This is a genomic window from Colwellia sp. MB02u-10 (genome assembly GCF_014077185.1).
GTDB lineage: Bacteria > Pseudomonadota > Gammaproteobacteria > Enterobacterales > Alteromonadaceae > Cognaticolwellia.
The window spans coordinates 306205-325789 of record NZ_JACGVK010000104.1 but is presented as its reverse complement, the minus strand read 5'-3'; the positions used below and the strand labels follow the sequence as shown (position 1 = coordinate 325789).

At 37.2% G+C, this 19585-nt stretch carries 17 protein-coding genes; 7 read left to right on the top strand and 10 right to left on the bottom strand.

Annotated features, from left to right (window positions below; translation table 11 throughout):
- Positions 1-80: 80 nt before the first annotated feature.
- Positions 81-1241 carry a carboxypeptidase family protein gene (locus tag H4J59_RS05470; RefSeq protein ID WP_182237474.1) on the bottom strand — a complete coding sequence of 387 codons (1161 nt, stop codon included), beginning with the start codon at positions 1239-1241 and terminating at the stop codon, positions 81-83.
- Between the two features lie 236 nt (positions 1242-1477).
- Here H4J59_RS05470 and H4J59_RS05465 point away from each other — a divergent pair, with 236 nt between their 5' ends.
- The 3 genes from H4J59_RS05465 to H4J59_RS05455 all read left to right on the top strand — a co-directional run bounded on the left by H4J59_RS05465 (position 1478) and on the right by H4J59_RS05455 (position 6728).
- Positions 1478-2587 (top strand): DUF917 domain-containing protein, encoded by a 1110-nt coding sequence (locus H4J59_RS05465; protein ID WP_182237472.1) that lies wholly within the window; start codon positions 1478-1480, stop codon positions 2585-2587.
- Between the two features lie 39 nt (positions 2588-2626).
- The gene (locus tag H4J59_RS05460) at positions 2627-5056 is read left to right on the top strand and encodes a TonB-dependent receptor (protein ID WP_182237470.1); all 2430 of its coding nucleotides are present in this window, start codon (positions 2627-2629) and stop codon (positions 5054-5056) included.
- 103 nt (positions 5057-5159) lie between these two features.
- A complete protein-coding gene (locus H4J59_RS05455) occupies positions 5160-6728 on the top strand; it encodes a sulfotransferase (RefSeq protein WP_182237469.1) in 1569 nt (522 codons plus the stop codon).
- A 145-nt stretch (positions 6729-6873) separates the two neighbouring features.
- On the opposite strand, the gene H4J59_RS05450 is transcribed toward H4J59_RS05455, so the two are convergent.
- The 4 genes from H4J59_RS05450 to H4J59_RS05435 form a co-directional block, all read right to left on the bottom strand.
- Positions 6874-7761 carry a DMT family transporter gene (locus H4J59_RS05450; protein WP_182237467.1) on the bottom strand — a complete coding sequence of 296 codons (888 nt, stop codon included), beginning with the start codon at positions 7759-7761 and terminating at the stop codon, positions 6874-6876.
- Between the two features lie 106 nt (positions 7762-7867).
- Positions 7868-8791, bottom strand: coding sequence for a citrulline utilization hydrolase CtlX (gene ctlX, locus H4J59_RS05445; protein WP_182237465.1), 924 nt, complete (start codon positions 8789-8791; stop codon positions 7868-7870).
- 29 nt (positions 8792-8820) lie between these two features.
- Positions 8821-9834, bottom strand: coding sequence for an ornithine cyclodeaminase (locus H4J59_RS05440; protein WP_182237464.1), 1014 nt, complete (start codon positions 9832-9834; stop codon positions 8821-8823).
- Between the two features lie 193 nt (positions 9835-10027).
- On the bottom strand, positions 10028-10471 hold the full coding sequence (locus H4J59_RS05435) for an Lrp/AsnC family transcriptional regulator (RefSeq protein ID WP_182189731.1): 444 nt from the start codon (positions 10469-10471) through the stop codon (positions 10028-10030).
- A 133-nt stretch (positions 10472-10604) separates the two neighbouring features.
- Between H4J59_RS05435 and H4J59_RS05430 the strand changes: the two genes are divergently transcribed.
- From H4J59_RS05430 to H4J59_RS05420, 3 genes are all read left to right on the top strand, one after another.
- Complete coding sequence (locus H4J59_RS05430) at positions 10605-12095, top strand: sodium:alanine symporter family protein (RefSeq protein WP_182237462.1); 1491 nt, start codon at positions 10605-10607, stop codon at positions 12093-12095.
- Between the two features lie 268 nt (positions 12096-12363).
- The gene (locus H4J59_RS05425) at positions 12364-12678 is read left to right on the top strand and encodes a multidrug efflux SMR transporter (RefSeq protein WP_182237460.1); all 315 of its coding nucleotides are present in this window, start codon (positions 12364-12366) and stop codon (positions 12676-12678) included.
- Between the two features lie 27 nt (positions 12679-12705).
- Entirely contained in the window at positions 12706-13113 is a 408-nt protein-coding gene (locus H4J59_RS05420; protein WP_182237458.1) for an ACT domain-containing protein, read from the top strand.
- 300 nt (positions 13114-13413) lie between these two features.
- Here H4J59_RS05420 and H4J59_RS05415 read toward each other — a convergent pair whose 3' ends face one another.
- The 3 genes from H4J59_RS05415 to H4J59_RS05405 all read right to left on the bottom strand — a co-directional run bounded on the left by H4J59_RS05415 (position 13414) and on the right by H4J59_RS05405 (position 15570).
- Positions 13414-13911, bottom strand: coding sequence for a hypothetical protein (locus tag H4J59_RS05415; RefSeq protein WP_182237456.1), 498 nt, complete (start codon positions 13909-13911; stop codon positions 13414-13416).
- A gap of 270 nt (positions 13912-14181) precedes the next feature.
- Positions 14182-14472 carry a putative quinol monooxygenase gene (locus H4J59_RS05410; protein WP_182183005.1) on the bottom strand — a complete coding sequence of 97 codons (291 nt, stop codon included), beginning with the start codon at positions 14470-14472 and terminating at the stop codon, positions 14182-14184.
- Between the two features lie 72 nt (positions 14473-14544).
- Positions 14545-15570 (bottom strand): zinc-binding alcohol dehydrogenase family protein, encoded by a 1026-nt coding sequence (locus H4J59_RS05405; protein WP_182237454.1) that lies wholly within the window; start codon positions 15568-15570, stop codon positions 14545-14547.
- Positions 15571-15690: 120 nt separating this feature from the next.
- On the opposite strand from H4J59_RS05405, the gene H4J59_RS05400 reads away from it, so the two are divergent.
- Entirely contained in the window at positions 15691-16647 is a 957-nt protein-coding gene (locus tag H4J59_RS05400) for a LysR family transcriptional regulator (RefSeq protein WP_182237452.1), read from the top strand.
- A gap of 338 nt (positions 16648-16985) precedes the next feature.
- Here the strand turns inward: H4J59_RS05400 and H4J59_RS05395 are convergent, their stop codons facing one another.
- Both H4J59_RS05395 and H4J59_RS05390 read right to left on the bottom strand, forming a co-directional pair.
- Entirely contained in the window at positions 16986-18143 is a 1158-nt protein-coding gene (locus tag H4J59_RS05395; protein WP_182237450.1) for an ROK family transcriptional regulator, read from the bottom strand.
- A 149-nt stretch (positions 18144-18292) separates the two neighbouring features.
- Positions 18293-19555, bottom strand: coding sequence for a glycerate kinase (locus H4J59_RS05390; RefSeq protein WP_182237448.1), 1263 nt, complete (start codon positions 19553-19555; stop codon positions 18293-18295).
- Positions 19556-19585 lie beyond the last annotated feature (30 nt).

Genomic DNA, 19585 nt, shown 5'->3' with positions numbered 1-19585 from the left:
CTAAGACTTTATTTATAATGCTTAAAATTCAATAGGTATTTGATGTCAATCATCACAAAAACGCTATAAATATTTTGCTGCTAATTTATTTGAGTACCAATAATATTTTTCGTTTTTGTTAACTTGGGCAAAATATTTCTAATCGGTGTAAGAACAGCTGCACCTAAAGCCATACTCCTTTGAGCATTCCAACCTTCAATTTTATTCGGTTGATATTTATTATCCGTGAATGGCATCTCGATAGTTAAAGACAAACAATTGAAATATTCACCTACTTGATTACAAGCAATACGTAAATCTCCAGCCCCGGGCAAATTGGCTTTATAGCCGTTTTCAACGCAGAAGTCAGGGGTTGCCTTGTTAAATTGGGCTCGGAAAAATGTATCAAGTAAAGCAAGTTCTTTGGTGTAACTAGGATTACCTTCACTACCAGCAATAAAGGCGTAAGGTATATCTTCATCACCGTGAATATCTAAAAATAAATCAACCCCTATTGATTTCATCTGTTCGAATACAAAGTGTGATTCAGGCGCTGTAAGTTTATTAGGGTTTAACCAAGAGCGATTAAGATCTATGCCTGCTCCGTTGGTTCTCAGATTACCTGCAATAGCACCATCAGGGTTCATATTTGGCAATATGTAGAAAGTAGCGGCATCTAATAAGGCTTTATTTTGTAGACTAGTGCCACTTAATATTTTTTTCAGCAAGCCTTCAATAAACCATTCTGCCATTGTTTCAGCAGGGTGCTGCCTTGCAATAATCCAAATGTTTTTTTTATCGTTTGAGCGGGTACCTATTTGCAATAACTCAATTTGATTGTGCTCAAGGGTTTCACAATAGCTTAATAAAGCGCAGTTATCTTGAGTTAATGACCATGAAATTAAATCAAGGTGCCTTTCGTATGAGTAGGGTTCAAATAAGGCAAAATAGGCAATGTCATTTTCGGCCTGAAGATTAAAAGTTAAAGTTTTACCATTATAGAACGTTGGTACTCTAAACCATTTTTTTCTATCATAGGATGCAACGATAGAGCATGTCGGCCAAGCTTCAGGATAAGAAACGGTGCTTGCATTCGCTATCTCAAAATTACAGCGTATATTTTTTATGCCGGAAGCTCGAAAATAAAACCATTGTTTTTCATCTGACTTTGAATCTTTTTTTATATTTAAACATGCTTTTTCTTTTGAAATATCAATAAGCTCGATATTTCCACCGTCAAATTTGTCATCTACTCTCATCATATCATTCATCTTTATAGGCTAAAGGCATTGCAACAAAGGCTACCTCTGTTGCCATTTTTCTACAAGATACAATCAGTTCTTAAACATTGAACAATGAATATTTTTTGAGAATTACATTTTTTAGAAATAATTTCCTTTGTTGAGATGCTTTTTAAAAAATATTAATTTGCCCCCGTCTTTTATAATTTAAGTAGAACACAATATGTTCATTTGGATATCAATAAATAAGGGCAAATATGAAAAAACTTAACCGTGAAGATCTTTCCGATATTTTATATGGCTGTGCCATTTTAGGTACAGGTGGAGGTGGTGATATTAAAGAAGGTTTTCAGTATATAGATGAAGCACTAGACGCGGGCAAGGAATTCAAACTTATTAGCATTGATGATGTGCCCGCTGGTGAAAATCTTTGCACCCCCTACCTTTTAGGCGCCATTTCGCCATTATCAGCTGAAGAAGAAAAAAAATATAGTTACTTGAAAAAAAGTAATGAGCTGCCAATGATGACGGCCTTTAAACGCCTGAAAGCGTATAGTGGACAAAACTATTATGGCACTATTTGTTGTGAGTTAGGAGGGGCAAATACCGCTATTTCATTTTACCTAGCAGCGATGACCGATAGTTATATTATTGATGCCGATCCCGCGGGTAGAGCTGTTCCAGAAATAACCCACTCTACTTATTATTTTAATGACCTGCCAGCCGCACCGATTGTAGCCGCCAATGAATTTGGTGAGTGTTTTATTTGTGAAAACATTATTGATGATATGAGATCTGAAACGGTTGTTCGCGCCTTATCAAAGGTGAGTAGGAATAATATTTCAGCTATTGATCATGCTCTACCTGTCGAAGTTTTGAAGGGGGCAGTGATTGAAGGCACCATTTCTAAAGCATTAACAATTGGTAAAGCCTTTAGAATAGCCAAAGAAAAGAACACTGATTTAGCTGAAGTCATTGCTGAACATGGCGGAGGTTATGTTGCTTTTACCGGTACTGTAAGTGACTTTAACTTTGAAACTACAGAAGGTTTCACTTTAGGTAATATTCATATTGCGGGAGGTGATGGACATCAAGGAAATACTTATCATATTAGCGTAAAAAACGAAAACATGATGTCACGACTCAATGGTGAAGTTGACGTAACTATTCCAGACCTTATTTGTTGTATTGACCTTGATAAAGGCGAGCCAATATCAAACCCCCATTATACGCTGGGTATGAATGTTGCTGTCATCATTCTTCCAGCAGCAAAAGAATTTACTACCTCGAGAGGCTTACAGGCTTTTGGGCCTGCCTATGTCGGTTTAGATACACCCTATAGACCAGCAATTTCCAATATAAAATAATAACTATATTTACACCTACCATTATACTAGGAAGAAATTATGAACAATAAAGTTACTCATGTTTTTGCAAAGTCGGTTATATGCATAGCTATTACGTCATCTTTTGGTGTTTCTACGTTAAGTTTTGCAAAAGATATACCCACCGAAGCCCAGACTAAAGCCAAAGGTATTGAAGTTATTGCCGTTACGGCTAGTCGACGTAAATCAAGCATCCAAGAAGCGCCGATGAATATCACGGCACTTGATGGTGATACGATGAAAGATCAAAACATCACACAATTATCAGATGTTGCTCGCTGGGTACCAGGATTAACCGTTCCTGACCAAGGTGGTCGAACAGGCTCTCCTATTATTGTACGTGGTTTAAATACCAATGCATCAGGTCCTGATACCGATGGCGGCACAGTTGCCACCTATATAGGTGAAATACCTTTAAGTGTTGATATGAAAATACTTGATGTTGAACGTGTTGAAGTATTAATTGGTCCACAAGGCACATTGTATGGTGCTGGCACTTTAGGTGGTGCAATCAGATACTTACCGAATAAGCCAGTATTAGATGAGACCTCAGGTAGCATTTATGGTCAGGTATCTTCTTTAGCACAAAGTGACGATACTGGCTCAGAAGGCGGTTTCGTTTTTAACACCCCTATTATTAATGATAAATTCGGTGTGCGCATCGCGTTTAACTATTTAAATGACCCAGGATTTATTGATTACAATTATTTGGTTGGTGAACCCGGTGTTTCGATAACCGATCCAAATTGGTCTGATGCCGATGAAGTCAACAGTAACATAAAGCGTAAAAAAGATGTTAATGACGAACAAACCACAACGGCGCGTATTATGTTTCGTTGGACTCCTAATGACGATATAGACACCACGCTGTCTTATTTTTATCAAAAACAAGACATTGGTGGACGTTCGATTGCTCATGGAAATAGTTTAAGTGATGATAATCCATTGTCTAATATTATTGGTGACTATGAGTCGGCTTATCGTGTTGAAGAGCCAATGACTAATGAAACCTCGTTAATCAGTTTAGAAATCAGTGCTGATTTGGGCTTTGCTGAATTGGTTTCAGCAACGGGTTATTCAAAATCTGATTCAGATGGTCAACGTGATCAAACCGATTTATTAATTAGCTTAGATTATAGCTACGAAGAATTTCCAGCATTTACGGCGTTTACCCGTGACATAGATAGCAAAAAAGTCTTTACCGAAGAACTTCGCCTAGTATCAACAAGTGAATCTGATCTCTCTTGGGTCGTGGGTGCTTTCTACAATAAACAAGAAAAAACCAACGAAGGTAAAGAATTTACCCCAGGTTTTGGTGAATATGCTGTTGAATATTGGGGAGGGGATCAAGCAAGACCTGATAATTTAGAATATATTCAACAAAGAGAAGAGGAAATTATCGAAAAAGCCATTTTTGGTGAAGTAAATTATCAAGCCACTGAGCAGTTATCATTAACATTTGGTGCACGTTTTTATGATTATAAAGTTACCTCAGCCATTGGCACTGATTTACCATTACTCAATACGTTGTTTTTCGGTGCTGGCCCTGACGACATTTTTGTCGACTTACAAAGTAGCACCTCCAGCGATAGTGGTAATATCTTCAAGTTTAATGCTGATTATAAATTCAATGATGATGTTATGCTATACGCTACCGTCAGCGAGGGCTATCGCTTGGGTGGCTCAAACGGTGTTCCGGCTTGTCTTAATGATGACGAGGTATACCAAAATATCTGTGGGACACCAGATGAAATGTCTTATAAGCCTGATGCAATAACTAACTATGAACTTGGTTTTAAGAGTACTTGGTTAAGTAATCAATTTCATTTTAATGCCGCTGTTTTCATGGTTGATTGGTCTGATGCACAGGTTGGTACTTTCGCAGAAACTGGTGGTGTTGATGTCACGGTTAATGCTGCAGCAGCAGACGCGCGCGGGTTAGAAATCTCAACTAGAGCACTCATAACCGATCAGTTAACAGGTTTTGCTACCTATGCTTATACCTCATCAGAACTTTCAGCTGATGCGCCGCTGTTAGATGATGGCCTTGGTAATAAGGCATTGGATGGTGCAAGATTACCTGGTACGCCAGAACATCAATTCTCGCTTGGTTTAACCTACATGACAGAAATTACTGATGATATTGGTTTAGATGTTAATTACGGCCTAACTTATCAAAGTGATGTTTATTCTCAGGTCGGTTTGTTAAATATGGGTGAAGCGCTTCCGGGCTATGCATTAAGCAATATGTCAGCGATTTTCAGCAAAGATAACTGGAAAGTTACCTTATATGTAGACAACATGTTTGATAAATATGCCTATGCTTCGGTGAGACGCACATTTGCAGATATTACCGTTAATAATGATCCTAGTATTCAGCGTTATTATGGTCATTATGTGGTAACTCCTCGTAAAGTTGGTTTACGTTTTGAATATTTATTTGATTTATAAAATTTATTGTTCAAATTTAATATTACTTAAGTAAATGAATGAATAAGGCTCTAGGCTATCGTGGTTTAGGGTCATTATCATGAATTAATAGCGGCTAAATTATATGGCACAAACAATAAGTGTTTTACATCAACAAGCACAGCAAGCTATCAATAAAAGCGAGTATCGATTAGCACATCAATGCTTAATTAAAATATTACAGCAAGACAAGCACTTTTCTGATGCTTACTTTTTACTGGCAATGATTGCCAGTGTTCATCACAATATTGACAAGGCTATTTTATTAATTGAGCAAGCTATTGTGCTTGCTCCAAATAATAGTGAGTTTTTAGCACAACTAGCAAAACATTACGCGTTGTCTAAAAACCATCTATTGGCACTGAAAAATGCGAAATCATCACAAACACTTAATCCCACCTCTGCATTAACATGGGACACTTTAGGGGTTACCTATAGTCAAATAGGTCTTCATCAACTCGCTGTCCCATGCTTTGAAAAAGCTATAAAAAAAGATAAAACGGTGACCGAATACTTCTTTAATTTAGGTGCCTCTCAAAAGTTTAACGGTGATTTTATCGGCGCACGTACCAACTACGAACAATGTGTTTTGTTGTCGCCAATGCATTGTAAAGCACATGCTGCATTAACGAGTTTGGGTCAAGTATCTGCTAGCGATAATCATATACCAGCCCTAGAACACCTACACAAAAATATAGCTCAAACCGATAACTTGCTTTATATATCTCATGCATTAGCACGAGAATACGAAGCATTGAAAAACTACGATAAAGCCTTTCATTATTTGCAAAATGCAAAACAAAAAAAGTTAACTCAGCTCGATTATTCAATTAATGATGATAAAACAATGTTTACGGCGTTAGAGCAAACGCTTAAGCAACAACAAGATGTTAAAAAAGGCTTTGCATCAAGCGAAGCGCTATTTGTTGTTGGTATGCCAAGAAGCGGCACCACACTAGTCGAGCGAATAATATCACAGCATAGTGAGGTGACGAGTGCCGGTGAATTACAACACTTTGGTTTGCTATTGAAAAAAATGACAAAGACTACAACGAATAAAGTCATTGATGCTGAAACAGTGCAAGCGGCGTGCAACATCGATTTTTGCCAGTTAGGTAAAGATTATATAGACAGTACACGTGCTATTACCGGTAAAACGGCAAAATTTGTCGATAAAATGCCGTTAAATTTTCTATATGTCGGATTTATTTTACAAGCGTTACCAAACGCCAAAATTATTTGTTTAGACAGAAATCCACTCGATACTATTGTGAGTAATTTTAGGCAGCTATTTGCAGTCAATTTTTCTTATTATAACTATGCATATGATTTATCAACTACCGCAGAATTTTACGTACTATTTAAAAAGCTTATTTCATTTTGGCTTGAGCTATATCCCGATAATTTCTATATCGTTAATTATGAACAATTGGTCAACAATCCAGAAGCAGAGGCCAAAAAACTGGTCGAGTTTTGCGCTTTGTCTTGGCAAGAGGCTTGTTTGCATATTAATGATAATAAGGCACCTGTAGCCACGGCAAGTGCGTTACAAGTACGTGAACCTATTAATAATAAATCGATAGGGAATTGGCAAAAGTATGATAAATATCTTGATGAAGTCAAAGCGCTATTAACCAAGAATCATGGCCTTTAGGCCGTTCTCATTATGTTGTTAGACTAGGGGTTTTGCTAAACGGTTAGTGTTTTTTGTTGTTTAGATGATGGCTCTTGATGCTTTAACTATTAATACAACAGGTTATGATCAGTTTGAAAGCAAGTCGTACTAGTCAATTAACTACTTATGCCCAGAGTAATAAAATCACTACGCTAGTAATGATTAAAGCCATCCCTAAGAACTCTACTAAGGATATTTTTTCTTTAAATATTCTATAGGTAATAAACAAGGTGATGAAAAACTCAACTTGCCCTAATGCTTTGACATAAGCCGCATTTTGAAAGCTTGCTGCTGTAAACCAACCGATAGAGCCTATTACGCTAGTTACGCCAACAAACAAACAAATACGCCAATACTTAACCATTAACAATAATTGATTTTTGTCTTGAAAATAGACATAAACAAAAGATATGACTGATTGAACCGTGATCATAAATACTAAGGTGACCGCAGCACTGAGTAGTAAATCGGTTTCTAATGCTAAACTTGATTGCCTTATCAGCAATGTTGTTATGGCTAAACCTAAACCAGCAGCAAGGCCAAATCCAGCACCCGGGTTACGAAATACATCGTCAAAAGTAAATTTTACTTTTGAAACGAGTAAAACACCGACAACACCAACAGCAACAGAAAACCACCCTAAATAAGTTAAACTTGTTGAAAAGAGTAAGGCGCCAACAACAGCAACTAGAATAGCCTCTGTTTTTGCTAAACTAGAAGCGACGGAAAAATTACGATATTTAAAAGCAATAACTAAGCAAACTGTGCCAATGATTTGGGCAAAACAAGCGATCAGTGCATATTTTAGGAAGTTTGGATTAATTGTTGGCATGTCTAGCTGGCGATATTCAAGTATCCACCATAGATACAACCAAGCAAAAGGTAGCGCATATAAGTAGCGTACACCGGTATTTGCCATGGCATTTAGGTGGCTTGAAAGCTGCTTTTGTCCAGCGGTGCGAATAGCTTGCATAAGCGCCGCTAATAAAGTGAAGTAAATCCAAATGTCCAAAAAAATTCCTAAATATTATTTTATGCTGTTTAATAAATAAAAAGCACGATACAGCAGTTTACCCTATTGGTTAAGTAGCAGTACCGTGAAAGTGAACGTATGGCTTTTATTTTTTAGGTAAATGAATACCAGCCAACATACAGCGAATAGACCCGCCGGCGAGTTCTATTGTAGGTACATCAATAGGGACAATCTGAACGTAATTTTCAATCATCAATACCTGGCTTTCAGTTAACGAAGTATAGGCGGTTGTAGACATAGCTAAAATATTACCGTTAGGTGTTGAAAGCTCTAATGCATTACCGGCAAAGTTACATATTTGCTCATAGGTTAGTTCAATGATTTCTTTATCACTTTGTTGAAAACGTTCGATTAAACTTGTGCGCACTACTAGATTTTTAACACAATCTAATCCAATTAATACAAAGTCAGTCGCCATACTCATTAAAACATTAGTATGGTATACAGCGACATTATCGTCATCTGTGGCCGTAAAGGCGACAGGCTGATAATCAAAGTCTTTACAAAATTGATTCAGCACACGTTCACTCATGCGATTTGAAATAACGGCATAAGCATATCTATTTGAGTGGTCTAACACCATAGAACCAGTGCCTTCTAGAAAAAGATGCTGTTCTTCTAGCATTGAGTAATCGATAACTTTATTGACTTGATATTCTTTTGATAATAATTTTATGATTTCTGGGTTTTTTTCTTTGCGACGACTCTCACAATACATGGGGAAAATGCCAATAGTGCCATCTTCATGTGTTGTAAACCAATTGTTTGGAAAAACAGAATCTGGTGTGTCTTTCGTAAAATCATCAAAAGCATGTACGGTAACACCATGTGATCTCAATATTTCAATCGTTTTTTGAACCTCTTTTCCTGCTTCGGCTGTAATATATTCAGCTGACACATCAGGACTTGTCTGTTGAAATACATTATCCGCTGCGGTTTCTGGATTCGCTATGAAATGGTGCGGACGGATCATAACAACAGCAGAAGGTGATTGATTAGCGTTTTTCATTAAGGTGTCCTTTAAGCTGGCAATAATAACTAGTTCAGTAATTCGAAGAGATTTTTTTGATCTGTAAGCTCAGGCACTAACTCAATAGTTTCGCCAATTTTATGTTCCACGATGAGATCCTTGAGTAATCTCAGTGCTGAATAATCTTCTAATGCAAAACCAACCGAATCAAAGATGGTAATTTCATCATCTGAAGTTCTACCAGAATGCTTGTTAGCAATAACTTGCCAAAACTCAGTAACTGGGTGATCGTCAGGCAATTGTTGAATGTCACCTTCAATTCTTGATTGCGGTGCATACTCAACAAAAATGGAGCCTTTAATCAGAATTTGTGCATCAATTTCTGTTTTTCCTGGGCAATCACCACCCACGCCATTGATATGTACGCCAGCCTTAATCATGTCAGGAGTAATTATCGTCGCTAGTTTTTTATCAGCAGTAACCGTGGTAATAATATCAGCATCTAAGGTGGCTGCTTTTACACTGTCACAAATAATGATGTCTAAGTTAGAGTATGATGAGAGGTTACGTACTAATTTTTCACTTGCCTTACGGTCAACATCAAAGCATTTAATTTTTGTTATGCCTAAAAGGCGATGAAAAGCGATTGCTTGGAAATCACTTTGACAGCCGTTACCAATTAAGGCCATGGTGGTTGAATTAGCTCTAGCAAGCTTTTTAGCCACCATAACTGATGTTGCCGCTGTTCTTAAGGCTGTTGTTAACGTTAGCTCAGATAAGAGTACAGGATAACCCGTATCTACATCAGCTAAAACACCAAATGCCATCACAGTTGAGAAGTTTTTTTGTCCATTATCTGGATGACCATTTACATATTTAAAAGCGTACTGATTAGCATCTGATATTGGCATGAGTTCAATAACGCCCGATTCGCTATGGTTAGCCAATCGAGCTGATTTATCAAATTCTGCCCATCTTAGAAAATCGGACTCTAAATAAGTAACAAGTCTTTCGATGACATGTTCTGTGCCTATTTTTTTTGTCAGTGCAGCGATTGTTTTAACGTCAGTAAAAATGGTCATAATAATTCCTCTGTTTAATTAATAGGAATTATGAACCTGATAAGCGCCAACTATTAGTATAAGCTTTTCACTAAATTGATAACTAACTATGCAGTTTGCTATGTGTTTGTTTTATTTTGATAGGTTTGATTGTGGCGAGCAGGTAAATTTTACACTATTCATTAAAATATAACGCTCAAAGAGTGATATTTTACTATGATCTAATTTGATGGGATGAGAGTAAAATGCTGGTTTCAGAAGCCGAAATTTCGGATATTCCTCTTATTCGACATAATATCCTATCAAACTCTTCAAGTGAGCTTGTTTGCAACTCAACAAGCATATCCCATCGACCATTGGTTGTATGAATAGTACAAACACTAGGCTCTGACATAAGAGCGAACTTAACATTTTTAGTTGAACTGCCCTTTATTTCAATATTCATATGAGCACGAACCAAAGACATTTTATCATCAGTTTCTGTCGAGACTAATATAGTATAACCTGTGATGATATTGCGCTTCTCTAACTTGGTTAATCTATTTTGTACCGTTGCTCGAGAAACATTAATTTTTTTAGCTAAATCGGATACAGAGGTACGAGCATCTGTTCGAAGTATGCTAATTAATTGTCTATCGATATTATCAAGTTCGCTCATATTGAAAGAAGGCCTTAGCAAATTGTAATTCTATTGTACAATACTAGTTAATTTACGAACTAATTAAAAGCAAATGTTTGTGGCACAATAAGTTCATCGATATTAAAAAATAAAAAAATAAAAAAAGAATAATATGAAAAAAATCTTAATTGGCATAATAACATTTTTTATAAGTTTAAGTGCAATGGGCGCTGAGTTAACTATCGATCAAAAGATTGATCAGCTACTTATCCCTGTCGCAGATTTATTTACCGGTATCATTTTTTACAGTGTTGATGTGGCCGGTACTCAGTTTCCGCTTATTGTTCTGTGGCTCATTGTTGCTGCTGTGATTTTTACCTTCTATTTTGGTTTTCTTAATATTCGTGGATTTTCTCATTCTTGCAAGGTTATACGTGGTGATTTCTCAAACCCTGATGATCCAGGTGAAGTCAGCCACTTTCAAGCATTAACCACAGCACTTTCGGGCACTGTAGGTTTAGGTAATATTGCCGGTGTCGCTATTGCGGTTTCAATTGGTGGACCTGGCGCGACATTTTGGATGATCATCGCTGGTTTTATGGGCATGTCGACAAAATTTCTTGAATGTACTTTAGGTGTGAAATATCGGCGCATAAATGCGCAAGGTCAGGTTCATGGCGGACCTATGTATTACCTTAAAGATGGTTTAGCCGAATTGGGTTTTAAAAAACTCGGTAAAGTATTAGCGAGCTTTTTTGCAGTGTGTTGTGTCGTGGCGTCATTGTGTGGCAGCAATATGTTGCAATCAAACCAAGCCTTTCAACAATTTGTTATTGCTATGGGTAATGAAACCAGTTTTTGGGCAGACAAAGGTTGGCTCTTCGGTAGTATACTCGCCGTTGTTATTGGTGTTGTTATTATTGGTGGTATTAAAAGTATTGCCAAAGTTACTGAAAAAGTTGTGCCTTTAATGGCGGGACTTTATTTGTCAGCCGCTCTTTTTGTTTTGGCCTATCACTATACAGAAATTCCGCATGCGGTCAGTCTTATCATTAATGGTGCATTCAATCCTACAGGTGTTGTTGGTGGTATTATTGGTGTGATGATACAGGGCTTTAAACGTTCAACATTTTCAAGTGAAGCCGGTGTTGGTGCCGCTTCAATTGCTCACGCAACCGCCTCTACAAAAGAGCCTGTTAGAGAGGGTTATGTGGCGTTACTCGAACCTTTTATCGATACCATTGTTATTTGTACTATTACTGCATTAGTGATTGTTATTACGGGGGCTTATCAAACAACAGAGGGTATTGATGGTGTTGCGTTAACGTCTAGAGCTTTTGCCAGTGTTATATGGTGGTTTCCGTACGTGCTTAGTGTTGCCGTATTGATGTTTGCCATTTCAACCATGATTTCATGGGCATATTATGGTTCTATTGCTTGGGGATATTTGGTGGGTGAATCGAAAGTGTTAGATTTACTTTATAAGGTTGTTTTTTGTATGTGTACTGCGCTAGGTGCTTCGGTAAGTTTAAATGCTGTTATTGCCATATCAGATTCAATGTTCTTTTCGATGGCCATTGCAAATATCATCGGATTGTATTTCTTAGCACCACAAGTCAAAGTTGATTTGAAGCAGTACCAAAAAACATACTGCCCAAAATAATATCACCCCATTTAAAGATTAAATGCTGAAATAGTATTTAATCTTTAATCTTTGATACCAAGCCATCAGCACTTTTAATTTTTGTCTATAGACTTTCTATAGACAAAAATGAGTGAGTAACGCGCGGCTAACGAAACTTCAAAGGTTCCCGTTTTATTTTTTATTACTATCTGTTATGCTCCTGTCAAACCTAAGCAGTTTCGATGTGAGGACGACCTCACCGCTCTATTTATATCAGAGGACGACCTCTATATTATTGAGTGCTTACATGTCTTGGTTTATCTTATTTATTGCAGGAACCTTAGAAGCTGGCTGGTTAGTTGGTCTTCAAAAATCCGAATCTTTTACGAAACCCTATTATATAATCTTTGCAATTTTCTCGATGACACTTAGTTTAGTGTTATTTTCAATTGCTTTAAAAGAAATCCCTATTACTACAGCTTACATTGTTTGGTTGGCTGTTGGTGCATCATCCATTTCTATCATAAACCATTATTTTTTTGAACAACCAATTACTATTCAGCAATTATTCTGTTTTTGCTTAATATTTATTGGCGTGCTTGGCTTAAAAATATCTAATTAATATAATCAACAAAGTGAGTAAATAAATATGTCTGGTGAAATCGATCTAAAAAAACTAATTGCTGCAATGACGCCCGTTCTTGCTGAAACAGAATATGTTTTTGGCACGCTTGAGACTAATAGCTATGAAAAGCTAGCCCAGTTAGAACCTATTGGTACGTTTCAAGAAAAAGAAGGATTAACGGTTATCGTTAAAAAAGAAAAAGCGGAGGAGTTTAATATTATACATTCAGGTAGATTTAAATGTATCACTTTAGCTGTACATTCTAGCCTTGATGCTGTTGGTTTAACGGCTGCTGTTGCAACCAAATTAACGCAAGCAAATATTAGCGCAAATGTTATAGCGGCGTATTATCATGATCATATATTTATTGCATCACAAGATGCCGAAAAAGCATTGGCTTGTCTAAATGAACTTGTCCTTCAGGAACAATAATAAGGTAAGCCAAGTTATGTGTTTATCAGTAAAATTTGCTGGGTAGTCGCTCAAACTTGACCTGAGGCTTTTAGATATCAGGGCTTAACTAAACCTGCCGGTGACGTTTACTTTAAGCACTTTAAGTGATGTCACACGGCGGAAATATAAGCTTGTCGGGTGATTTTTTGGATTGTAAACAAGTATAAGGTCTACTTTATGCTTGGCAATAATATATCGCCCATAGATTGCCAAAACGTCTGTATATATCTTACGGCATAGCCTATAAACACATTTACTGGAAGCTAATATTGAATGTGTTTATAGGCTAAATAAAATATCGCTTCTAATAATATACTTCACGCCTTGAGTAATCATTTGAGAGCTATGTAAGCAATGTAATGGATGCGTACCATGTGGAAAACATAAAACACCACCAACCGGTGTGCGAACACCTTTTAATTGTGCATTGTTAGGGGTTCTAGCAGGGCGTGTAGGGTCACTTTTATCCACTAAAAATTGTGTTTCTCCACCGGTAAATTCGTCACTTAGAAAAATCAAAAAGGAGTATAAACTATAGCGGTCGCCAAAAGCATCGGTAACGGGTTTTTCATTAACTATTTTACTGCCTGGCCATGCACCATCGGTATGAGTGGAAAAATAGTCACCTTTTTTATAACGATAAAAACGAAAACGTTGATTTAATCCTAATGGTATTTTACCCGCAAAAGGAGGGGTACTTTCTACGTTGACTAATGGAGCTACTCGCAACCAAATAAGTCGTTCAGTGCTTGTATCTACAATACAACTTAGGCTCATGTTATGGCGAATATTACGGCCTAACGATACTGCCGCATCTTCTGTATATTCGATGCTTTCGGTCGTATCAATTAATGCTTGGCATTCTTCTGCGCTTAATACATTTAATAACTAATGACGCGGCAACATGATGAAAAGATAAAGTAGTGACACCTAGAGTGAGCTTGTTTGATACCTTACTTTTCATTATATTTTCCGAATAAGGTGAAGACTAAAAGGTTTTATAAAAAGGTTACAAAACCTTTGGTAACTACTTAAGACAAATATTGCTTAAACGATTACGGTCATTTCATTTAAAACAAACTCTTCAACACAACCTTCTGTTGCCGCCATATAATCAGCTAAATGCTGGTTGGCCATATGTGTTTGCCAAAGTTCACGTGTTTGCCAGTTTTCGTACAACATAAAATGTGCCGGGTTGGCATTGTCTTGATGTAAGTCATAATTGATACAACCAGCTTCAGCACGGGTAATGTCAATAAGCTTTAAAAGCTCTGCTTTTACTAAAGCAATTTTATCTGAATTTGCTTTGATGTTTGCTACTATGGTTAAAGTTGTCATGTTAATTTCCGTTGTCTTTTTAATGCGTTTAATTGTTGTTAACGTTTTTAAATATTTACTTTTAAAAGGTTTTTAAAAACCTTCTAACACTATTTTTCCGATTGATTTTCCTGATTCAAGTTCTGCATGAGCAGCTCTTAAATTTTTGGCATTGATAGTGCCTAAGTTTTTACCCACTGTGGTTTGGATATGACCTTGGTCAATCAAGTCAGAAATTTTATTTAGTAGGCGATGTTGCTCGCTCATATCGTTAGTTTTAAACATAGAGCGGGTAAACATAAACTCCCAATGTAGTGACAAACTTTTTAATTTAAGTTTGCTGATATCAAGGGATTTTGGATCGTCAATTAAGGCAATTTTACCCATAGGCGCTAACAACTCAACATAGCTATCTAGGTATGAATCTGTGTGAGTTAAACTAGCAACGTGCGTTACTTGCCCAATATTTAATTGTTCAATCTGCGCCGTTAATGGTTTGGTATGATCGATAACATGATCAGCACCCAACTTTTTCACCCAGGTTGCCGAACTTTCACGAGAGGCAGTTGCGATAACGGTTGCACCTGTGAGCTTATTCGCTAACTGAACGAGAATAGATCCTACACCACCGGCAGCGCCAACAATCAAAATAACCTCGTTTGACTGTGTTGTTGAGTCAGGTTGTTGCTGTTTTATGGCTAAACGTTCAAACAATAATTCCCAAGCGGTGATGGCTGTTAGTGGTAACGCAGCGGCTTCGCTATCAGATAAGCTTTTCGGTTTATGACCAACGATTCGCTCATCTACTAACTGATATTGAGCATTACTGCCTTGGCGATTTAAATCTCCAGCATAAAAGACCTTATCACCGGGTGTAAAGTGGCTAACTAATTCACCTGTCGCGACGACTTCTCCAACAGCATCCCAGCCGAGTACTTTGTATTCACCTTCTTCTGGTGCAGCATTCTGACGTATTTTGTAATCGACAGGATTAACCGCAATTGATGAGACTTTTACTAATAAGTCAACCCCTGAAGCGGTAGGCTGTGGTAGTTCAATATCAATTAAAGAGGCTGAGTCGTTAATAGGTAATGATTGAGTGTAAGCAATTGCTTTCATGTTTTCCCCTGAGTATGTTTCAATTAATCGTTAAGTTATCTTGGCAGTAATACTAGGCCTTGCTTGATAATAAAGAAACTGCATAATGATTGAATCTTTATCAAATTATTTTTGACAATCATGTTATTAGAAGATCTTAATGTTATTTTAAAAGTCGCTGAATTTCGCAGTATTACCGCAGCAGCAGCGAGCTTAGATATGACTACAGCCACCGCCAGTGCGGCAATTAAACGCGTTGAACGTGCACTTGACGTTGAACTATTTATCCGAACAACTCGGCGTTTAAGGCTGTCTATTGCGGGTGAAAGATACATTCCACACTGTGAACAAGCATTACAAATGCTCGACCAAGCTAAGCAAAATGTTAAAGACGACTTAGATATTATTGATGGTGAGTTAAGAATATCAGTACCGTCTGACTTAGGTCGGCATTTAATTTTGCCCTGGCTTGATGAATTTATGCAAACGCATAAAGGGGTTAGTGTAAAACTTCATATTAGCGATAGTAATATCGATTTTTATCGTGACCCAGTCGATATCGCGCTACGTTATGGCTCACCCACTGATGCTAATTTATATGGTTTCAAAATTTGTAATGTGCCGCGAGTACTTTGTGCAACACCTAAGTATTTAGAAAAAAATGGTGCCCCTAAACATCCTCATGATTTAACCACACATAATGGTCTATTATATCAGCTGCATGACATTATTCATGATGTTTGGGCGTTTTCCCAGCAAGGTAAAATCATTAAAGTAAAAATGCAAAGTAATCGTACGTCAAATGATGCTGAACTGGTTAGACGATGGTGCGTGAGCGGTAAAGGGATAGCGGCGAAATCTAGTTTAGATATGTCAAATGATTTGCTTTCAAATAAGATTATTCCAATATTAACCGAATTTACCCTTAACCCGACTGAGTTATGGCTTATTTGCCCAAGTAGACAAACCATTACTCCTGCCGTTAGATTACTTAGGGAGCATTTAAAAATGAAATGTGCTGAGGTATATAGCCAACTTATTGATAAAGGGATTGTAACTAAGGCAGATGTTGATGAGCGGAGTCAGTTTAGTGTGTAAATGTTATGCTCTCAATATGGCATTTCAACAAAGTGCTCTGAAATGTACATAATAAACTTTCTAATATTTAGCTCTCGTTGTTGAGGTCATGGTGGCATGAGTAAACTGAGGAAGGTTTAACTTAACTGTTACAGCTTTCCCTCTAGACACTGAGTATTTGAAAATTTTCGTATCCGTATCCGTATCCTTATTTTATCTTATGTTAGTTAAGCTGATATGAATAATGCTAGGCAGGAGAATATCCCATGAACATCAGGCTGTATTTTTCAGCACGACTTCGCCAAGGTATCAAGGAAGATATGCTGATAAACTTCGTTTGCCTATTATCAGTTAATTATTTATAAACACAATTTTCTTAATGGCAAACTTGAGGCGCCGACGGCTACTGGATTTTCTTGCACTCCAGCGGTTACAATTTTTGGTCTTGGTCGTTGAGATCCCCGACGAAATTGCGCATATACTTCAATTCTTGGAATCAATTTATCTGCCAAGGCAACAGGTATATGTCCGCCTAGTACAATGGCTTGAGTATCAAGCAATGCAGAACAAGCTGTGGCTACCAAATCTAGAGAATCTTGTACTTTATAAATCCACTCGTCTACACCTGGCCAATTCACATCAAAATGTTTATGCATATCGTAGATTGAATTTACCTCAATATTATTTTTGATTAAAATTCGCTTTAATAATGCCATATTAGGGTGGGAGTATATTTTAGAAGGCAACATATCACCCAACTCCCCAGCATTACCGTAGGTGCCAAGTAAAATTTCATTGTTTGATACTAAGCCACCACCAAAAGCATACGAAATGAAAAAATAAACAAAGTTTTTATAGTTTCTGCCAACGCCGGCAATACCTTCACCTGCCGCCGCGCCAGTTGCATCATTGACAACCCAAGTGGGTAAGTTGAAACGTGATGAGATAATTTCAGCAATATCGACTTGTGCCCATTCTTCAATCAGATGATGGGTGTTCATTTTGCCGTCCATCGAGCTAAAGAAGCCAGAAATTCCTACTCCAATACCTAGTACTTTTGATTCCTGAATATGATTTTTTTTCATTATCTTGGCAATAATGACCTCAGAATGCGATAAGACATTTTCAATACTCATGTCTTTAAGCTCTTCCAATTGAGTCTCAATAACATTTCCTGCAAAATCCATTAATGCTATACCGATTGCATCAAGCAAGATGGACAAGCCGAAGCTGTAGGCAAATGACGGGTTAGCTTCCAGATCAAAACTTGGATTTCCTCTGGATGTCGACGATACTCTGTCAGTTTGACATAATACTCCCCTATCTAAGAGGTTCTTAACCATACGTGATACGGTTTGTTGTGGAATTTTTGTGGTCTCCACTATGGTTCTTTGATTGACGTTTTTTGACCAAAATACTAACTTTAGAACTTCTCTTTCGGCATCTTGAAATAACTTGCCACCTTTACTAAGCTCAAAACCACTTCTTAGATGAATACTGTTCTTTGATGAAAGCATAAAACCACCTTGTTTTAATTTAGCCTAATATAATACAGCAAGCGTTGTAGAAATATCAGTTTTAAACTTTATTATTTATAACCTTTTTTTTACAAACCATTTTGTATTATATTGCCTCGTATCTGCTTGAGTTAGTAGTATAAATAACCTTAAAAGGGATCAATCATAATGACTCTAAAATCATTTACATTAGTATGTGTAGGGCCTGTAATAATTAAATCATTAAGTGGTTTAAAAAAGTTGTAGCTATCATTTGACGCTAAAAACTGTTCTGGTTGTAGTGCTTTTTCCTGAGCACGAGCTAAGGTTTTTTCATCAATATACGCTCCAGCAATATCTTCACTGCCATCAATACCATCGGTATCGCAGGCAAGCGCACAAATACCTTTTGCGCCGTTAAGGGCAATTGCTAGCGCTAGCATGTATTGCTGATTTGGCCCACCTTGACCCGCATTTTTAGCTAAGGTAACTGTGAGTTCTCCTCCTGAAAATAACAGTGTTTTTTGTCCACTTTCATACGCCGCTAACGCAAGCGCTGCGTGTTGCTTAGCAACTTCATTCGCATCGCCTACTTCGTCATAATTGATCACGTGAATTTGCCACTTTGATAAATCAATAGAAGCAATAACTTTATCGATAGACTGACGTGCATTAGCCATAATACTTAATTTATGTCTATTAGCCTGAGTATCGATATTCTTTACTTTATTGGTATTAGTTTGCAATAGTGCTTTTTCAACCGAAGATATAGGCTGCCAGCCATATTTAACTAAGGTCGATAGCGCTTGTGCACCCGTAGTTGAGTTTTCTACAGTTGGACCTGAGGCAATAATTTTAGGATCGTCACCCACAACATCTGAAATGATTAAGGTGTGACTTTTCCCTTTGATTGCTTGTAAAAGCTTTCCACCTTTAACTTTAGAAAGCTGTTGGCGTACCCCATTAATTTCATCAATAGAAGCACCACAACCCAAGAGAAATTTATTGAGTTGCATTTTCTCATCAAAGGTTACTTCATCTATCGGTAGTGACATTAATGCAGAGCCACCGCCTGAGATGAGAAAAATCACAGGAATATCTTCAGGTGTATCTTGGGCAAGTGCTAATATTTCTTTACCCGCAGCTTGACTATCCTTGTCTGGAATTGGGTGACCCGCTGTTAATATCTTAATAGTACCAATATTTTTTTCTGTGGTATAACCGTGGCGAGTGACAACCGTGCCATAACACTTATCACCAAAATATTCATACATGGTTTTTGCCATATCAACCGATGCTTTACCTGCACCAATAACACATAAGCCTTTACTGGCGTCAATATTTGACAAGTATTTAGGCATACAAACAGAGGGTAAACTCTCGTTGACTGCGATAATAAACAAATCTTGTAAAAAGATTTTTGACGAATTCATAAATTTGCCTTGCTGATGTATTAAAAGTGA